An 18,079-nucleotide genomic window follows, 5' to 3' on the forward strand; every position below is an offset into this window, starting at 1 on the left:
GACAAAAAGGAAAAGCAATGCCGCAAATCGAAAGCAAGCTCAACCCTCGTAGCGAGGATTTCAAGGCCAACGCCGCCGCCATGCAGGCCGTCGTCGACGATTTGCGCGAGAAGATCGCGAAAATTGCCGAGGGCGGCGGCGAAGCGGCCTCGGCCAAGCATGTGGCGCGCGGCAAACTGCTGCCGCGCGACCGCGTGCAGATGCTGCTCGATCCCGGCACGCCGTTCCTGGAACTGTCGCAAATGGCCGCCTACGCCATGTATGACGATGCGGCTCCGGCCGCCGGCATCATCACCGGCATCGGCCGCGTGGCCGGGCAGGAGTGCGTGATCGTCTGTAATGACGCCACCGTCAAGGGCGGCACCTACTATCCGATGACGGTGAAGAAGCACCTGCGCGCGCAGGAAATCGCCGACCAGAATAATCTGCCGTGCATCTATCTGGTGGACTCCGGCGGCGCCAACCTGCCCAACCAGGACGACGTATTCCCGGACCGCGACCACTTCGGCCGCATCTTCTACAACCAGGCCAATCTGTCGGCCAAGGGCATCCCGCAGATCGCGGTGGTGATGGGTTCTTGCACCGCCGGCGGCGCGTACGTGCCGGCGATGAGCGATGAATCCATCATCGTCAAAGAGCAAGGCACGATTTTCCTCGGCGGCCCGCCGCTGGTGAAGGCGGCCACCGGCGAGGTGGTGACGGCCGAAGACCTGGGCGGCGGCGATGTGCATACGCGCCTGTCCGGCGTGGCCGACCATCTGGCGCAGAACGATTTGCACGCATTGTCGCTGGCCCGCACCATCGTCTCAAACCTGAACCGCACCAAGCCGCAGCGGGGCGCGTTGCGCGCGGCCGTGGAGCCAGCTTACGCAGCCTCCGAGCTGTATGGCGTGATTCCTACCGACACCCGCAAGCCTTTCGATGTGCGCGAAGTGATCGCCCGCATCGTCGATGGCAGCGAGTTCGACGAGTTCAAGGCCCGATACGGCACCACGCTGGTGTGCGGCTTCGCCCACATCTTCGGCATGAAAGTCGGCATCATCGCCAACAACGGCATCCTGTTCTCCGAGTCTGCACTGAAAGGCGCGCACTTCATCGAACTGTGCGCGCAGCGCAAGATCCCGCTGGTGTTCCTGCAAAATATCACCGGCTTCATGGTCGGCCGCAAGTACGAAAACGAAGGCATCGCCCGTAATGGCGCCAAGATGGTCACCGCCGTGGCAACGGCCGCCGTGCCCAAGTTCACAGTCATCATCGGCGGCAGCTTCGGCGCCGGTAACTACGGCATGTGCGGCCGCGCCTTCTCGCCGCGTTTCATGTGGATGTGGCCCAATGCGCGCATCTCGGTGATGGGCGGCGACCAGGCGGCGTCGGTGCTGGCCACCGTCAAGCGTGACGGTATCGAGGGCAGGGGCGGCGCATGGTCGGCGGAAGAGGAAGCTGCGTTCAAGCAGCCGATCAAGGAGCAGTACGAGCAGCAGGGCCACCCCTACTACGCCACCGCGCGCCTGTGGGATGACGGCGTCATCGATCCGGCCGATACGCGCATGGTGCTGGGCCTTGGCCTGTCCGCCGCGCTGAACGCGGAGATCGAAGACACCAAGTTTGGCGTGTTCCGCATGTAAGGGGCGATGATGAGCTATACGACTTTGACCATCACGCGCGAAAGCCACACCGCCACCGTCACGCTGAACCGTCCCGACGTGCGCAACGCCTTCAATGAAACCACCATCGCCGAGATTAAGCAGGCCTTCAGTGAACTCGGCGATGATGCCGGCCTGCGTGCGATTGTGCTGGCGGCGAACGGCCCGGCCTTCTGCGCTGGCGCGGATCTGAACTGGATGAAAAAAATGGCGGGCTACACGCACGCCGAGAACCATGCAGACGCGCTGCAACTGGCAGAAATGCTGCGTACCATTTACCTGTGCCCGAAGCCAGTGATAGCCAAGGTGCAGGGTGATTGCTACGCCGGCGGCATGGGACTGGTGGCAGCGTGCGACATCATCGTCGCGGCGGAAGAGGTCAACTTCTGCCTCAGCGAAGTCAAGCTCGGCCTGATCCCGGCGACGATTTCGCCGTATGTCATCAAGGCCATGGGCGAGCAGGCCTCGCGCCGCTATTTCCTGACCGCCGAGCGTTTTGGCGCGCAGGAGGCGCTGCGGATCGGCTTCGCGCATGAAGTGGTGAGTGCCGATGCGCTGGACGCCAAAGTGGCGGAGATCGTCAAGGCGCTGGTCAACAACAGCCCAAACGCCGTGCGGCAAGCCAAAGTGCTGGTACGCGACGTGAGCGGGCAAGCAGTGAGCGATGCGCTGCTGGCCGATACCGCCGAACGCATCGCGCAAATCCGCGCCTCCGACCAGGGGCGCGAAGGCGTGGCTTCCTTCCTTGAGAAGCGCAAGCCCGCCTGGCTTACATAAGCGTTGCCCCAGCGGAGCGGGGGCAACAAAGAAATTGGAGTTAGTTTGAATTCAAATAAACAAAGCGACTGGGTCGCACGCAGCTTGCGCAGTGTATGGCATCCGTGCACCCAGATGCAGCACCACGAAACCATCCCGCTGATCCCGGTCAGCCGGGGCAAGGGCGCATGGCTGTACGACCATGAAGGCCGCCGCTACCTGGACGCGATCAGCTCCTGGTGGGTAAACCTGTTCGGCCACGCCAACCCGCGCATCAACGCCGCGTTGAAAGACCAGCTGGACACACTGGAACACGCCATGCTCGCCGGCTTCACCCACGAACCGGTGATCGAACTGTCTGAGAAATTATCCGCACTGACCGGCCACGTACTGGGCCACAGCTTCTACGCCAGCGATGGCGCCTCCGCCGTTGAAATCGCGCTCAAGATGAGCTTCCACTCGTGGCGCAACAACGGCCACGCCGACAAGCAGGAATTCGTCTGCCTCAAAGGCAGCTACCACGGCGAAACCATCGGCGCGCTGGCCGTGACCGACGTCGCGCTGTTCAAGGACGCCTACGGCCCGCTGCTGCGCGCCTCGCAAACCGTGATGTCGCCAGACGCACGCACCGCCGCAGAAGGCGAAACTGCGCAGGACGTCGCCCGCCGCGCCGCCGCCGATGTCGAGCGCCTGTTCAACGAACGCGGCGACAAGATCGCCGCCATCATCATCGAGCCGCTGGTGCAATGCGCCACCGGCATGGCGATGCACGACCCGCTCTACCTGCAACTGGTGCGCGCACTGTGCGACCAGCATAACGTTCACCTGATCCTCGATGAAATCGCCGTCGGCTGCGGCCGCACCGGCACCTTCTTCGCGTGTGAACAGGCAGGGATCTGGCCGGACTTCCTGTGCCTGTCGAAAGGCATCAGTGGCGGCTATCTGCCGCTGTCGCTGGTGATGACGCGCGATGAGATCTATCAAGCCTTCTATAGCAACGACGTCACGCGCGGCTTCCTGCACTCGCACTCCTACACCGGCAACCCGCTGGCCTGCCGCGCCGCGCTGGCGACACTGCAAATCTTCGAAGAAGACGATGTCCTCAACAGCAACCGCGTCAAGGCGGAGCGCCTGACCAAGGCCCTGCAACCACTGGCGCAGCATGCGCAGGTACACAACTTCCGCCAGCGCGGCATGATCTGGGCCTTCGACGCCATCGATGCGCCGAAAGACTTCTCGCGCCGTTTCTTCGCCACCGCGACCGAACATGAACTGCTGATGCGTCCGATCGGCTCCACCGTCTACATGATGCCGCCGTACATCCTCAGCAACGAGGAAATCGACGGTCTGGCCGCCAACACGCTGGCCGTGTTCGACAAGGTCATGGCGGGCTGACGATGGAACTGCTGAACCAACTCAGCCAGCAGCTGCATGCGCTGGACGACCAGCAGCTGATCCGCAAGCGCCGCACCGTCGATACGCCATGCGGCCCGCGCGTCAGCGTGGATGGCCGCGAGCTGCTGGCCTTCTGCAGCAACGATTATCTCGGCCTGGCTAATCACCGCAAGATCAAGCTGGCGCTGCAAGAGGGCGCGGCGATCTACGGCGTCGGCAGCGGCGCCTCGCACCTGATCAGCGGCCATGGCCGCGCGCACGCGATGCTGGAAGAACGGCTGGCGCAATTCGTCGGCGAGCATCTGGAAGCACCGCGTGCGATCAGCTTCTGCACCGGCTACATGGCCAACCTGGCCGTCATCACCGGCTTGACCGCACATGACCGCGACGCTGAAATCTTCTCGGAAGAACTCAACCACGCTTCGCTGATCGACGGCGTGCGCCTGTCGCGGGCCAAAGCCCACGTCTATCCACACGCTGACCTGCAAGCGCTGGAAACGCTGCTCAAGGCCAGCAAGGCCGCTACCAAGGTCGTAGTCACGGACAGCGTGTTCAGCATGGACGGCAACCTGGCGCCGCTGCCGCAACTGCTGGCACTGTGCGAACAGTACAAGGCCTGGCTGGTGGTAGACGATGCCCACGGCTTCGGCACGCTGGGTGAACGAGGCCATGGCGCGCTGGAACACTTCAAGCTGCGCTCGCCCTACCTGGTGTACATGGGAACGCTGGGCAAGGCGGCCGGCGTCGGTGGCGCTTTTGTCGCCGCCCACGAGACGGTGATCGAAACGCTGATCCAGAAAGCCCGCCCCTACATTTTCACCACCGCCACACCACCGGCGCTGGCGCACGCCCTGCTGACCAGCCTCGACCTGCTGGAAGGCGACGAAGGCGCCACACGGCGCGCACAGTTACAGGCTTTGGTGGCACAATTGGACGATGGCCTGCGCCTGGAGCGCTGGCAGCGCCTGCCGTCGCAAACCGCTATCCAGCCCATCCTGATCGGCGATAATGGCGTCACCATGCGCGCCGGCGCCGCCCTGTACGAACAAGGGCTGTGGGTAGGCGCCATCCGACCGCCGACCGTGGCCGCCGGCACCGCGCGCCTGCGCGTGACGCTGTCCGCAGGACACAACGGCCAGGAAGTCGCACAACTGATCACTGCGATCAATGCCTTGGAAAGGGAGCTGAAATGAGCTTGGACGATCCCGTGTTAGCAATCGCACCACAAACCCAGCCGACGACGGCGGGCGGCGGCATGCCGCCGCGCTTCAACTGCTTCGTCACCGGCACCGACACCGAAATCGGCAAGACGCTGGTGTCCTCCGCCATGCTGCATGCGCTGGTGGAAAACGGCGTGCGCGCCTGCGGCATGAAGCCGGTGGCCGCCGGCGCCGAACTGGGCGACGACGGCAAATGGCATAACGACGACTGCGACCAGCTGGCCGCCGCCGGCAATGTCAACCTGCTGCAGTCGATCACCACGCCGTTCCTGCTGAAGGAACCGGCCGCGCCGCATATTGCCGCCGCGCTGGAAGGCATCATCATTTCGCCGGTGCCGATCCTGGCTGCCTACGTGGAAATCAACGCTGCATCGGATGCGGTGGTGGTGGAGGGCGTGGGTGGCTTTATCGTGCCGCTGAACGACGAATTCGACACCGCCGATCTGGCCGAGCAGCTGTCGCTGCCGGTGGTGCTGGTGGTAGGCCTGCGGCTGGGCTGCATCAGCCATGCGCTACTGACGGTGGAAGCGATCCTGTCGCGCGGCCTGAAGCTGGCCGGCTGGGTCGCCAATGAAACCCAGGCCGACATGGCCTTCGCCGATGAAAACGTGGCGGCGCTGGAACAACGCATACCCGCGCCTTTCCTTGGCCGCGTGCCGCGCCTGGAACAGCCGAGCGCCGCTGCGGCGGCAGAATATATCGATTTTACGCAGCTGCCCAACTGGCCGCTGCAAAACGCAATTTGAACGAAGAAGGAATCACGATGTCCCAGAACACCCTGCAAGAACCAAAGGTCGTTTCCCTGCACCGCCCGACGGCTGCGATCACGCTGCCGCCAGCGGCTACCTGGCCGCGCGAAGAAGTGCTGGCATTGTTTGACCTGCCGTTCAATGACCTGCTGTTCAAGGCGCAGCAAGTCCATCGCGCTAACTTCCCGGACGGCGACGTCGAACTGGCGACGCTGCTGTCGATTAAAACCGGCGGCTGCGAAGAGGACTGCGGCTACTGCCCGCAGGCCGCGCGCTACGACACCGGCGTCGAAGCCAAGAAAATCCTCGACATCGACACCGTGCTGGACGCGGCCAGGCAAGCCAAGGACAACGGCGCCACCCGCTTCTGCATGGGCGCTGCATGGCGCAGCCCGAAAGAGCGCGATATGGACAAGGTCGAAGAGATGGTGCGCTCGGTGAAAGCGCTGGGCCTGGAAACCTGCGCCACGCTGGGCATGCTGGAAGAGCACCAGGCGCAGCGCCTGAAGGACGCCGGCCTGGATTACTACAACCACAATCTGGACACCGCGCCGGAGTTCTACGACAACGTGATCTCCACCCGCGAATACCAGGACCGCCTGGACACCCTGGGCCATGTACGCGAAGCGGGCCTGAAGGTGTGCTGCGGCGGCATCGTCGGCATGGGCGAATCGCGCGAGCAGCGTGCCGGCCTGATCGCGCAGCTGGCCAACCTGAATCCTTACCCGGAATCGGTGCCGATCAACCACCTGGTGCAGGTGGAAGGCACGCCGCTGTATGGCATCGACCCGCTGGACCCGCTGGAGTTCGTGCGCACCATCGCCATCGCGCGCATCACCATGCCGAAAGCACGCGTGCGTCTGTCGGCAGGCCGCCGCCAGCTGGGCGAAGCGGTGCAGGCAATGTGCTTCCTGGCCGGCGCCAATTCGATCTTCTACGGCGACAAGCTGCTGACCACCGATAACCCGGAAGCCAACGACGACCGTGCGCTGCTGGCGAAACTGGGCCTGAAAACCCGTGGCGCCGTTCTGGAATCGGCACCAAAAGAGAAGTGCGGCTGCTAACCTGACAGCTGCACTTCAAGCATCACCATAAAAAAACTTCCAGCGAATTTACAAAATTAAGCTGCAAAGAGAGAGACGATGTTTACCAAAATTCTGATCGCCAATCGTGGTGAAATTGCCTGCCGTGTGGCCGCTACCGCGCGCCGCCTGGGCATTAAAACTGTGGCTGTCTATTCCGAAGCCGACGCCAACGCCAAACACGTCGCCGTGTGCGACGAAGCAGTGCTGATCGGTCCTGCCGCCGCCAAGGAAAGCTATCTGCGCGGCGACAAGATCATTGCTGCGGCCAAGGCCACAGGCGCACAAGCCATCCATCCCGGCTACGGCTTCCTCTCGGAGAATGCCGAGTTTGCCGACGCCTGCGCCGAAGCGGGCCTGGTATTCATTGGCCCGCCTGCATCCGCAATGCGCGCCATGGGCTCCAAGTCGGCAGCCAAGCAGTTGATGGAAAAGGCCAATGTGCCGCTGGTGCCTGGCTATCACGGTGAGCAGCAGGATGCGGACTTCCTCAACGGCGAGGCAGACCGCATCGGCTACCCGGTGCTGCTGAAGGCATCCGCCGGCGGCGGCGGCAAGGGCATGCGCGTGGTGGAGAGCTCGACGCAGTTCAAGGATGCGCTGGCGTCCTGCAAGCGCGAGGCGATCAGTTCTTTTGGCGATGACAAGGTACTGGCGGAGAAATACCTCCAGCGTCCGCGTCACATTGAAATCCAGGTGTTTGCCGATACGCTGGGCAATTGCATCTATCTGTTTGAGCGCGACTGCTCGGTGCAGCGGCGTCACCAGAAAGTGCTGGAAGAAGCGCCAGCGCCAGGCATGCCGGCCGAGCGCCGCGCAGCCATGGGCGAGGCCGCAGTGGCCGCCGCGCGCGCTGTCGGCTACGTCGGCGCCGGCACGGTGGAATTCATCGCCAACCAGGACGGCAGCTTCTACTTCATGGAGATGAACACCCGCCTGCAAGTCGAACATCCAGTGACAGAAATGATTACCGGGACCGACCTGGTCGAATGGCAGTTGCGCGTTGCCGCAGGCGAGCCGCTGCCGAAGCAGCAGCACCAACTGGCTATTCACGGCCACGCCATCGAAGCACGCATCTACGCGGAGAATCCGGAGAAGGGCTTCCTGCCGTCGATCGGCACGCTGCGCCATCTGGGCACGCCTGCCGCCGTCTCGTTCGAGCTGGGCGATGTGCGCATCGACTCCGGTGTGCGCGAAGGCGATGCCATCTCACCGTTTTATGATCCGATGATCGCCAAGCTGATCGTCCACGGCGCGGACCGCAAGCAGGCGCTGGTCCGCATGGCGCAGGCGCTGGAGCAGTACCATGTGGTCGGCCTGAACACCAACATCGCCTTCCTCAAGCGGCTGATTGAAGGCCAGGCTTTTGCTGGCGCCGACCTGGACACCGGCCTGATCGAACGCAATCACGACACCCTGTTCCCTGCTGCACAGCCAGCGCCGGCAACGGCGCTCGCACTGGCCGCCGCCGCACTGCTCGGCAGCGAGAACAGTGGCGCGGCTGATCCGTGGGGCCAGACCAGCGGCTGGCGCATGAACCAGTCCTACGCGCGCCATCTGGCGTTCAGCGATGAACACGCCAGCTACGACAGCTATGTCAGCTATCGCCGCGAAGGCTGGCTATTCAGTGCCAGCAACGAAGCACCGCAAGCGCTCAGCGTGACGGCGCGCGACGGCAGCGCTTACAGCATCCAGCTCGGCGGCCAGTCCGCGCGCGGTACGGTGCTGCGCGATGGCGACGTATTCCACGTCTTCAGCAACGGCGCGCACTACCAGCTCACCTGGAGCGATCCGATGGCCCACGCCGGCGAAACCGAAGCCGAAGGCGGCCGCCTGACTGCACCCATGCCGGGCAAGGTCGTCGCCGTCCTCGCCAGCAAAGGCCAGGAAGTCCGCAAAGGCGAGGCGCTGGTGATCATGGAAGCGATGAAGATGGAGCACACCATCGCTGCGCCGCATGACGGCGTGGTCGACGACATCCTGTACGGCGTGGGAGACCAGGTCGCGGATGGCGCGCCACTACTGGCCTTCAAGACGGCGTAAGGAGAATCACCATGCGCATCCTGTTACACCGCGCCGACGGCAAGACCGAGCCGTGGATCAAGGACTTCGCCAAATTCCTGCCGGAAGCCGAGATCGAAATCTGGCATGCCGGCGAGAAGTGCCAGGCTTGCGACTACGCCGTGGTCTGGTCGCCGCCAGAAGCGATGCTGGCCGAGCTGGCGACCGTCAAAGCCATCTTCGTCACCGGCGCCGGCGTGGACGCGCTGCTCAAGTTCGGCGACGCGCTACCGCGCGACATCCCCATCGTGCGCCTGGAAGACGCCGGCATGGGCTTGCAGATGGCGGAGTACGTGACTCACTCGGTGCTGCGCTATTTCCGCCGCTTTGACGAATACGAGGCGCAGGCGCGCGCCGGAAAATGGGCGCCGCTGCCGCAATACCACCGCGAAGATTTCGCGGTCGGTGTATTGGGCATGGGCGTGCTGGGCAGCCGTGTGCTGGAAGCGCTGGCGCCGTTCGGCTTCCCGCTGCGCGCCTGGAGCCGTACCGAGAAAAGCGTGTCCGGCGTGCAGACCTTCCTTGGCGCCGACGGCCTGGACACCTTCCTGCGCGGCAGCCGCGTGCTGGTGTGCATGCTGCCGCTGACGCCGGACACTGGCAACATCATGGACCGCAGCAATATGTGCAAGCTGCCGCAGGGCGCTTTCATCATCAACGTGGCGCGCGGCGCGCACATCGCCGAGCCGGACCTGGTGGCGCTGATCAAGTCCGGCCACATCGCCGCCGCCACGCTGGACGTGTTCCGCAACGAACCTTTACCGGCGCAGCATCCGTTCTGGCAGGAGCCGCGCATCACCATTACGCCGCACATCTCCGCGCTGACCTTGCGCCGCGAGAGCGTGCAGCAGATTGCCGCCAACATCCGCAAGGCCGAAGCAGGCGTCGCCATCGCCGGCGTGGTCGACCGTACACTGGGATATTGAAATGAGCAGCTTACCGAAACAAGTCAAAATCGTCGAAGTCGGCCCGCGTGACGGCCTGCAGAACGAGAAGGAAAACGTCCCGGCCGGGATCAAGATCGAACTGGTCAACCGCCTGACTGCTGCAGGCTTCCAGAATATCGAGGCGGCGGCATTCGTCTCGCCCAAGTGGGTGCCGCAGATGGCCACCAGCGCCGAGGTGATGGCCGCCATCGCGCGCAAGCCGGGCGTGGTCTACTCGGCGCTGACGCCGAATATGCAGGGCTTTGAGGCGGCGCTGGCTGCGCGCGCGGATGAGGTGGTGATTTTCGGCTCGGCCTCGGAGGCGTTCTCGCAAAAGAATATCAACTGCTCCATCGCCGAATCGATCGCCCGCTTCGAGGGTGTGGCCAAGGCAGCCAAGCAGCATGGCATCCGTCTGCGCGGCAGCATCAGCTGCGCCTTTGGCTGTCCCTATCAGGGCGAGGTGCCGCTGGACGCGGTGGCCGACGTGGTGGGCCGCATGCGCGACCTGGGTTGCGATGAAATCGACATCGCCGACACCATCGGCGTGGCCACGCCGCGCAAGACGCAGGCGGTGATGGAGCGCGCCATCAGCGCATTCCGCGTTGACGGCCTGTCGGGACACTTCCACGATACTTACGGCCAGGCGCTGGCCAATATTTATGCCAGTCTGGAACTGGGTATCGCGATTTATCATTCGTCGGTATCGGGGCTGGGCGGCTGCCCGTATGCGAAAGGTGCGACCGGCAATGTCGCCACCGAGGACGTGCTGTACATGATGCAGGGGCTGGGCATCGACACCGGCATTGATCTCGATATCGTGGTGGATGCGGGCCAGTTTATTTCGCAGTTCCTCAACCGCAAAGGCGCCAGCCGTGCCGGCAACGCCATCGCCGCCAAGCGCGCGGGCTGATCACATCTGGCGGAACTGGCGTGTGTAGGCGTCGCTGACGGCGAGTTTGTCGGCGCGTCCTTTGATGCGGATGTCCATCGCCGTGCCATCGCGCTCGATGCGGTCTATCGCTTCCAGGTTGACAATGGCGCCGCGATGGATTTGCGTGAACTGCGCAGGGTCCAGCTGCTCGACCAGACTTTTCAGCGGCAGGCGTATCAGCGCCTCGCCATCCAGCGTCACCACGCGCGTGTACTTGCCGTCCGACTGGAAGAACTGCACATCGCGCACCATCACCAGCCGCACCGTATTGCCGGCTGACGCCTTGATCCACTTCAGATGCTGCACCGGCGGTGGCGCCAGCTGCCGCCACACATTCTCCGGCACCGGCGCCACGCCACGCGTCTTCAGCCGCTTCACGGTTTGCAGCAGCCGCGCCGCCGTCACCGGCTTGACGATATAGTCCAGCGCACCGGCCTCGAAAGCCTGCACCGCATGCTCGGCATACGCGGTGACAAAAACGATCTGCGTCTGCTCGCCGACATGCCGCGCGACTTCCATGCCGGTCAGACCGGGGATCTGAATGTCAAGGAAGACCACCTCCGGCTTCAGCGATTCCAGTAGCGAGACAGCTTCGACGCCGTTTTCGGCATGGCCAGCAATCTCCAGTTCCGGCCACAGCGCGGCCAGCTGGTCGCGCAGTTCCGCCGCCAGCAGCGGCTCGTCTTCGACGATCAATGCGATCGGCATCGTTACTCCTTGATGGTGAGCATGGCCTGCACGCCGCCCGTTTGCGCCGCCGACACCGACAGCGCTGCACGTTCGCCGTACAGCAGCTGCAAGCGCTGGTGGATGTTGGCCAGGCCGAAGCCCTGGCCCATGTGTTCGGTGAGGCCGGCGCCATCATCGCACACCTGCACGCGCAATTCGCCATTGCGCAGTGTGGCGGTGATGACGATCTCGCCCGGCCGGCTGGCGCGCTCCAGGCCATGCTTGATGGCGTTTTCCACCAGCGAGATCAGCATGGCCGGCGGAAAGGCGTGGGCAAGCGCCGCCTCTTCAGCCTCGATACGGAAGTGCAGCCGCTGCCCCATGCGGATCTGCATGATGGACAAATAATCGCGCACCAGCGCCAGCTCGCGTTGCAGCGTGGACGATACTGAGCGCATGTCGGGCAGGGCGTTTTGCAGGTAGCCGACCAGGTGGTCGAGCATTTGCTGCGCGGTGTCGGCATCGGTGCGGATCAGGTATTTGAGGTTGGCCAGCGTGTTGAACAAAAAATGCGGCTCGACCTGCGCCTGCAAGGCCGTCAACCGCGACTGCAAGGCCGCGCGTTCCAGCTCCTGTTCCCGCTTGATGGCCCGCAGCGCGCGGTCGCGCTGTTCAAACTGCGCCTGCAAATGGCTGGCGATGGTTTGCACCGCAGTCAGCGCCTCACCGCGCTGCACGCAAAAGAAGTTGATGCCGAAGCGGCGGCGGATGCGCACCTCCACCGGCCCGCCAGATTCGCCTTCCACCACCACTTCGGTACTGCGGCCCAGCCACAGCGGCCGCCACGGCCCCAGCACGATCTTGCCGGTGAATGGCGAATGCCGGAACACCGCCGGCCCGCCATAACCGAGCGCCTGCCCGACCGCCAGCCCGGACAGCGTTTCGGCACAGACGTTGTAGGTGGTCAGTGGATCGAGCGGCGACAGCAGCACCCGGCGCGGGCGTGAGCTCAGCATCTCGGCACTGAGCGGCGTGCCGGCGTCGGTCAACTCCATCAGGCGGCGGCGCACGCTGCTGACCACCACCGCCGTGGGTATCAGCGCAAACCAGAGGATGTTGAACGCCACCGTCGCGCCCAGGTTGGGGTGCATGCCGATAAATAATCCAATCGAGGACTGCATCGACAGCAGCACCACGATAAAGCAGAGGATCAGGATCGCCATGCCCGACCACAGGCGCAGCAGCGATTGCCCGGCGTAGCGCCACATCAGCCGCCGGTCGTGCTCGACCGGCGCGGACTTGCGGTAGAAAGGTGTCGTATTCATAACAGCCATTCTAACGGCAGCGCAGCGCGGCAACGGCGTGTGCGACGAAAGGGGCGAAATCGGGAGCGAAAAGGAAAAAACCCTGTTTGACGTTGCCATCAAACAGGGTTTTTAGATTTTGGTCGGAGTACAAGGATTCGAACCTTGGACCCCCTGGTCCCAAACCAGGTGCGCTACCGGGCTGCGCTACACTCCGAAGAAGCAAGATAATACAGGCTGGCCAGGAAACCGTCAAGTGCCTCCTACACTTCGATGCTAATATCTTCATTCATGAACGCCACGATTTCATTCGATGCGCCCGTCCAGCGCCAGCGGCCAGGTGTGCTTGCCGGGATTGCCATCTCGCTGGCGCTGCACGCGCTGCTGCTGTTTGGCTATCGGCTGTCCAGCCCGCCCGAGGCCGTGCCCGCAAGCGCCCAAGCCGGCAGCGATGGCAGCAGCGCCTCAGCCTGGCGTCGAGCCGGTGCGGGAGCCGCCAGCCGAAATGCAGCCCATCACCGCGCCGCGCGAGCAAGATCCGCTGTACGCCGGCCAGCAGCCGAAAACTTTCGATATCGAGGCCGCCAAAAAAGCCGCCCGCAAAGTCACCAGGGAAAAAGATCCCGCCAAGGCCGGCACGCTGACCGCCCAGCTGGAGGAACATCCGCTGTATCCGGAACAGTCCACCAATGAACTGGCGCAGAAGCTGGAAGGCGCCCGGCGCCCCAGTTGCCTGAAGGGCCGCGGCGGCCTGTTCGCACCGCTGATCTGGCTGATCGACAAAAAAGACAGCGGCTGCAAGTTCTGAATATCAGCCTTTGAGGACCAGCGCGCGGTCGTACAGCGCATTCTTCTTGCGGCCGGTGATTTGCGCGGCCAGGCCGGCTGCCTGTTTAAGCGGCAGCTCCGCCAGCAAAATCTGCAGGATACGGTCCGCCTCGGCGTCGTTTTCATCATCCGCAGGGACGGCGCCCTCCAGCAGCACGACAAATTCGCCTTTCTCGCGATGGCCGTCAGCCTTGATCCACGCTTCTGCCTCGGACAGCGGGCAGCGGTGGATTTCCTCGAACATCTTGGTCAGTTCGCGCGCAAACACCACCTGCCGGGTCGGCCCGAACGCCGCCGCCAAGGCGCTGGCGCAGTCCAGAATCCGGTGCGGCGCTTCGTAAAACACCATGGTCGCCGTCACCGAGCGCAGCGTGCCAAGGAAATTCTCGCGCTGCTTGGCCTTGGCCGGCAGGAAGCCGACAAAATAAAACTGATCATTCACCAGCCCGCTGGCCGACAGCGCCGTCACCGCCGCCGACGCCCCCGGCAGCGGCAGCACACGCAAGCCAGCCGCCCGCACCGCGTCGACAATGCGCGCGCCCGGATCGGACACCGCCGGCGTGCCCGCATCCGACACCAGCGCGATCCGCTCACCGGCCTGTAGACGGGAAATCAACATCTGCGCCGCTTCCCGTTCATTGTGCTGATGCGCCGCGATCAAGGGCTTGTGCAGGCCGAAGCGGCCCATCAGCGTCGCCGTATTGCGCGTGTCTTCACATGCCACAGCATTGACCAGGCTCAAAACATGCAGCGCGCGCAGGCTAATATCAGTGACATTGCCGATGGGGGTCGCCACGACGTACAAGGTTGCGCTAGGATAGGTCTGATGCGCCATTTCGCCCATGACGGGCAAATTGGCTATGGAACTGGAATCGAGGTCGCTCATTGGGGGTAGGATGAAAAGTGTGAGGTTGACGCTGCTGTGCATGGGCGCCGCAGTTTTGAGTGCGTGCAGCACGCCGTTTTGCAACGCGCCGGGGGGATTGTGCTCGCCCCAGGCGGCAAACACAAGTCCGCCGCCGCAGGTCAAGCTGCTGCCGCCGCCACCGCCATTGCCCAAGCCACCACCTGAGCCGCCGCAGCCGGCGGCGGAAACCTTCGCCATCAGCTTGCCGAGCGCAGCCGAGGAAGACCGTAGCCAGCTGCCGCCACGCGCCGAGCCGCCGGCCATCATCCGTTCAGCTGACCAGGCCGGCCAGGACAGCCAGCCGTCCACGGCGCCGGTGCGCATCGGCCTGCTGCTGCCGCTGCGTTCGGAAACCCTGGGCGCCGCTGCCGATTCGGTGCGCGCCGGCTTCATGGCCGCATGGGAACGCGACCGCGCCAACATCAGCGTCACCGTGCTGGAAACCGGCGACGTGCCGCAGGATATTCTGTCCGCCTACGCCCGCGCCTTGCAGGAGCAAGACATCGTGGTCGGCCCGCTGTCGCGCTCGGCCGTGGCCACCATCGCCGCCAGTCCGCTGCTCAGCAAGCCGACCATCGCGCTGAATTATCCGGAAGGCCACGGCCAGCCGGGCGCAGCGCCACTGCCGCCATCCATGCTGGCAATCGGCCTGTCGATCGAGGAAGAGGCGCGCCAGGTGGCGCAATGGGCAGCGGGCGAGCAGCCGGACGGCGGCGCGGTGGTACTCACCACCAATTCGTCCTGGCAGCGCCGGGTGGCCAGCGCCTTCGCCGCCGAATGGCAACGGCTGGGCCGGCCGGTGCGCGTGGTCGAACTGAACGCGCCGGACAGCTATCTCAGCGATCCGGACCTGGTACAGCTGCGCGCCAATCTGCGCCAGAACCTGCCCGGCCTGCTGTTCTCGGCCATGGGCGCCGACCAGACGCGCCAGCTGCGCATTGCGCTCGGCAGCGCCGTCAGCGCCGAGCCGACCAATCCGATCTTCAGCACCGCCGACGCCATGCCGCCGCCACCGCCAGCCGCGCCCAGCGAGCAATTCAGCAGCCTGCCGCTGTACGGCACCTCGGCGCTGAATCCGGGCGCCGGCGCCGGTTTTCCGACCCAGGACCTGGAAGGCGTGCGCCTGCTCGACCTGCCATGGCAGGTGCAGCGCGACCATCCGGCGGTGATGGTCTACCCGCGTCCGCTGCAAGCCGGGGTCGGTGGCGCCGACATGTCGCGCCTGTACGCGCTGGGCATCGACGCCTTCCGCGTGGCGCGTGAAATCGGCCGCCACCCGGTCGGCCGCTTCCAGCTGGATGGCGTGACCGGCAAGCTGAGCATCGATTTCGGCCAGGGTCCGGCCCGCTTCGAGCGGGTGGAGCCGTCGGCGGTCTACAAAAACGGCGCACCGGAAGCGCTGGCCCAATGAGGACGCCATGCCGCGCACCCCACAGCAGCGGCTGGGCCGTCAGGGCGAGGAGCGCGCGCTGGCCCATCTCCTCGCCCACGGCCTGACGCTGCTGGAGCGCAATTTCCTGTGTAAATCGGGAGAAATCGACCTCATCATGCAAGATGGGCCGGTGCTGGTGTTTGTCGAAGTGCGCCGCCGCGCCAGCATGAAATTCGGCGGCGCGGTGTATAGCGTCACCCCGGCCAAGCAGCAGCGCCTGTTCCGCGCGGCGCAATATTATCTTTTACGCCACAAAATTCCCCCGCCGTGCCGCTTCGATCTGGTGGCCATCGACGAGGAAAAGTTATCATGGATACAAAACGCACTGGAGATGTAAGCATTTTTAACAGCGCTTGTCCGGTCTGGCGGACGACTGCACTATAATCATCACACTATGACTAATCAACGCATCCTGGCGCACTTCCACGAAAGTGCCGAAACTAAAATCCAGTCCGCCACCGTCCTCGCACCGCATATTGCGCAAGCGATTGAGATGATGTTTGCGGCTTTGTCCAACGGCAACAAGATTCTGGTCTGCGGCAACGGTGGTTCGGCCGCCGACTCGCAGCACTTTGCTGCCGAGCTGGTGGGGCGCTTTGAACGCGAGCGTTTCCCGCTGCCGGCCATGGCGCTGACCACTGACACGTCGATCCTGACGGCAGTGGCCAACGACTATAGCTACCGCGAGATTTTCTCGAAGCAGGTGCAGGCTTTCGGCCAGGCCGGCGACATCCTGATGGCGTTTTCGACCTCGGGCAATTCGGCCAACGTGATGGCGGCAATTGAAGCGGCGCTGGAACGCGAAATGCGCGTGGTAGCCCTGACCGGCAAAGGCGGCGGCGCCATCGGCAAGATGCTGACCGACGCCGATGTACACATCTGCGTACCGGCCGACCGTACTGCCCGTATCCAGGAAGTCCACCTGGTCACCATCCATGCTATTTGCGACGGCATCGACGTCGCCCTGTTCGGAGGAGATGTGAATGAGTAAATCCAGCGCTATCTGGAAAAAAGTACAACGTCCGCTGGCCCTGAGCGTGCTGTGCGGCGCCATGCTGGCGTCCCTGTCGGGCTGTGTCGCGCTGGTCGCGGGCGGTGCGATTTCCGGTACGCTGGCGGCCTCCGACCGCCGCACCTTTGGTGCGCAGACGGAAGACCGTGCGATTGAAGTCAAGGGTGGCATCAAGATCAACAACGTCGGCGGCAACGCCGCGCACGTCAACATCAACAGCTTCAACCGCCGCGCGCTGCTGACCGGCGAAGTCCGCGATGAAGCCATGAAAGCGCAGATCGAACGCGAAGTCCGCGGCATCGAAGGCGTGATCGACGTCATCAACGAGCTGGAAATCGCCGGTCCGGCAAGCTACACCTCGCGCTCCAGCGACACCATCATCACCACCAAAGTGAAGGCCAGCCTGGTCGACGCCAAGGACATTTCGGCCAACTCCTACCAGGTGGTAACGGAACGCGGCGTGGTCTACCTGCAGGGCCGCGTGACGCAGCGCGAAGGCCAGATCGGCGCCGACATCGCACGCGGCGTCAGCGGCGTGATGAAAGTGGTCAAGGTATTCGAGTACATCTCGGAAGACGAGTGGAAGTCGTACCAGCCGCAGCCTGCCGGCGCTGGCGCTGGCAACACCGGCAATAGCACGAGCAATCCATGAGTACCTCCTCGCGCGGCTGGATCAAACCGGTGATCGCCGCTGTGGCGGTTGCCGCCATCGGCGTCGGCGCTTACGCCACGGTATCCAAGCGCGAGGTGGCGCCGCAGCTCACCTTCCTCAGCATCAAGGGCGACAAGATCACGCCGGAGAGCCTGCAGGGCAAGGTGGTGATGGTGAACTTCTGGGCTACCGATTGCGCCACCTGCATCAAGGAGATGCCGGACATGGTCGCCACCTACAACAAGTTCAAGCCACAGGGCCTGGAATTCGTTGCCGTGGCGATGCGCCACGACCGCCCTGACTACGTGATCAACTATACCGAAACGCGCCAGCTGCCATTTAAAGTGGCGCTGGACGTCGACGGCTCGGCCGCCAAGGCCTACGGCAATGTGTCGATGACGCCGACCACCTTCGTCATCGGCAAGGACGGCAAAATCCTCAAGCGCTACCTGGGCGAGCCGGACTTCCCGGCGCTGCACAAACTGCTGGACGCATCGCTGAAAGGCTGA

Annotated in this window: 18 protein-coding genes and 1 tRNA gene; 15 read left to right on the top strand and 4 right to left on the bottom strand. The window is 64.0% G+C overall.

What is annotated here, in order from left to right:
- Positions 1-17 precede the first annotated feature (17 nt).
- The 9 genes from KW842_RS20585 (at position 18) to KW842_RS20625 (ending at position 10,745) form a co-directional block, all read left to right on the top strand.
- Positions 18-1,625 (top strand): carboxyl transferase domain-containing protein, encoded by a 1,608-nt coding sequence (locus KW842_RS20585; RefSeq protein ID WP_218305989.1) that lies wholly within the window; start codon positions 18-20, stop codon positions 1,623-1,625.
- Between the two features lie 9 nt (positions 1,626-1,634).
- Positions 1,635-2,420: an enoyl-CoA hydratase/isomerase family protein gene (locus KW842_RS20590; RefSeq protein ID WP_218305990.1), complete on the top strand. Its 786-nt coding sequence runs from the start codon at positions 1,635-1,637 to the stop codon at positions 2,418-2,420.
- Between the two features lie 45 nt (positions 2,421-2,465).
- Entirely contained in the window at positions 2,466-3,794 is a 1,329-nt protein-coding gene (gene bioA / locus KW842_RS20595; RefSeq protein ID WP_218305991.1) for an adenosylmethionine--8-amino-7-oxononanoate transaminase, read from the top strand.
- Positions 3,795-3,796: 2 nt separating this feature from the next.
- Positions 3,797-4,987 carry an 8-amino-7-oxononanoate synthase gene (gene bioF, locus KW842_RS20600; RefSeq protein ID WP_218305992.1) on the top strand — a complete coding sequence of 397 codons (1,191 nt, stop codon included), beginning with the start codon at positions 3,797-3,799 and terminating at the stop codon, positions 4,985-4,987.
- On the top strand, positions 4,984-5,760 hold the full coding sequence (bioD, locus tag KW842_RS20605; protein ID WP_218305993.1) for a dethiobiotin synthase: 777 nt from the start codon (positions 4,984-4,986) through the stop codon (positions 5,758-5,760). Before bioF ends, bioD begins: the two co-directional genes overlap by 4 nt.
- 17 nt (positions 5,761-5,777) lie before the next feature.
- Entirely contained in the window at positions 5,778-6,827 is a 1,050-nt protein-coding gene (gene bioB / locus KW842_RS20610; RefSeq protein WP_218305994.1) for a biotin synthase BioB, read from the top strand.
- 78 nt (positions 6,828-6,905) lie between these two features.
- Positions 6,906-8,888 (top strand): acetyl/propionyl/methylcrotonyl-CoA carboxylase subunit alpha, encoded by a 1,983-nt coding sequence (locus KW842_RS20615; protein ID WP_218305995.1) that lies wholly within the window; start codon positions 6,906-6,908, stop codon positions 8,886-8,888.
- Between the two features lie 11 nt (positions 8,889-8,899).
- Positions 8,900-9,832 carry a glyoxylate/hydroxypyruvate reductase A gene (locus KW842_RS20620; RefSeq protein WP_218305996.1) on the top strand — a complete coding sequence of 311 codons (933 nt, stop codon included), beginning with the start codon at positions 8,900-8,902 and terminating at the stop codon, positions 9,830-9,832.
- A 1-nt stretch (position 9,833) separates the two neighbouring features.
- Complete coding sequence (locus tag KW842_RS20625; RefSeq protein ID WP_218305997.1) at positions 9,834-10,745, top strand: hydroxymethylglutaryl-CoA lyase; 912 nt, start codon at positions 9,834-9,836, stop codon at positions 10,743-10,745.
- Here the strand turns inward: KW842_RS20625 and KW842_RS20630 are convergent, their stop codons facing one another.
- The 3 genes from KW842_RS20630 to KW842_RS20640 all read right to left on the bottom strand — a co-directional run bounded on the left by KW842_RS20630 (position 10,746) and on the right by KW842_RS20640 (position 12,956).
- Entirely contained in the window at positions 10,746-11,474 is a 729-nt protein-coding gene (locus KW842_RS20630; RefSeq protein ID WP_218305998.1) for a LytTR family DNA-binding domain-containing protein, read from the bottom strand.
- Positions 11,475-11,476: 2 nt separating this feature from the next.
- The gene (locus KW842_RS20635; protein ID WP_218305999.1) at positions 11,477-12,760 is read right to left on the bottom strand and encodes a sensor histidine kinase; all 1,284 of its coding nucleotides are present in this window, start codon (positions 12,758-12,760) and stop codon (positions 11,477-11,479) included.
- 119 nt (positions 12,761-12,879) lie between these two features.
- A tRNA-Pro gene (locus tag KW842_RS20640) sits at positions 12,880-12,956 on the bottom strand.
- Between the two features lie 234 nt (positions 12,957-13,190).
- Between KW842_RS20640 and KW842_RS20645 the strand changes: the two genes are divergently transcribed.
- Positions 13,191-13,547 (top strand): hypothetical protein, encoded by a 357-nt coding sequence (locus KW842_RS20645; protein ID WP_218306000.1) that lies wholly within the window; start codon positions 13,191-13,193, stop codon positions 13,545-13,547.
- A 3-nt stretch (positions 13,548-13,550) separates the two neighbouring features.
- Here the strand turns inward: KW842_RS20645 and rsmI are convergent, their stop codons facing one another.
- The gene (gene rsmI, locus KW842_RS20650) at positions 13,551-14,453 is read right to left on the bottom strand and encodes a 16S rRNA (cytidine(1402)-2'-O)-methyltransferase (protein ID WP_218306001.1); all 903 of its coding nucleotides are present in this window, start codon (positions 14,451-14,453) and stop codon (positions 13,551-13,553) included.
- 166 nt (positions 14,454-14,619) lie between these two features.
- Here rsmI and KW842_RS20655 point away from each other — a divergent pair, with 166 nt between their 5' ends.
- From KW842_RS20655 to KW842_RS20675, 5 genes are read left to right on the top strand one after another with little or no spacing between them, the layout of a single operon-like run.
- Positions 14,620-15,885 carry a penicillin-binding protein activator gene (locus tag KW842_RS20655; RefSeq protein WP_229223819.1) on the top strand — a complete coding sequence of 422 codons (1,266 nt, stop codon included), beginning with the start codon at positions 14,620-14,622 and terminating at the stop codon, positions 15,883-15,885.
- Between the two features lie 7 nt (positions 15,886-15,892).
- Positions 15,893-16,243, top strand: coding sequence for a YraN family protein (locus KW842_RS20660; protein ID WP_218306003.1), 351 nt, complete (start codon positions 15,893-15,895; stop codon positions 16,241-16,243).
- Between the two features lie 57 nt (positions 16,244-16,300).
- Positions 16,301-16,897 (top strand): phosphoheptose isomerase, encoded by a 597-nt coding sequence (locus KW842_RS20665; protein WP_218306004.1) that lies wholly within the window; start codon positions 16,301-16,303, stop codon positions 16,895-16,897.
- Entirely contained in the window at positions 16,890-17,570 is a 681-nt protein-coding gene (locus KW842_RS20670; protein WP_218306005.1) for a BON domain-containing protein, read from the top strand. The genes KW842_RS20665 and KW842_RS20670 overlap by 8 nt, the downstream gene beginning before the upstream one ends.
- Positions 17,567-18,079 carry a peroxiredoxin gene (locus tag KW842_RS20675; RefSeq protein WP_218306006.1) on the top strand — a complete coding sequence of 171 codons (513 nt, stop codon included), beginning with the start codon at positions 17,567-17,569 and terminating at the stop codon, positions 18,077-18,079. Before KW842_RS20670 ends, KW842_RS20675 begins: the two co-directional genes overlap by 4 nt.

This window comes from Duganella sp. sic0402 (assembly GCF_019219065.1).
Taxonomy (GTDB): domain Bacteria; phylum Pseudomonadota; class Gammaproteobacteria; order Burkholderiales; family Burkholderiaceae_D; genus Rugamonas.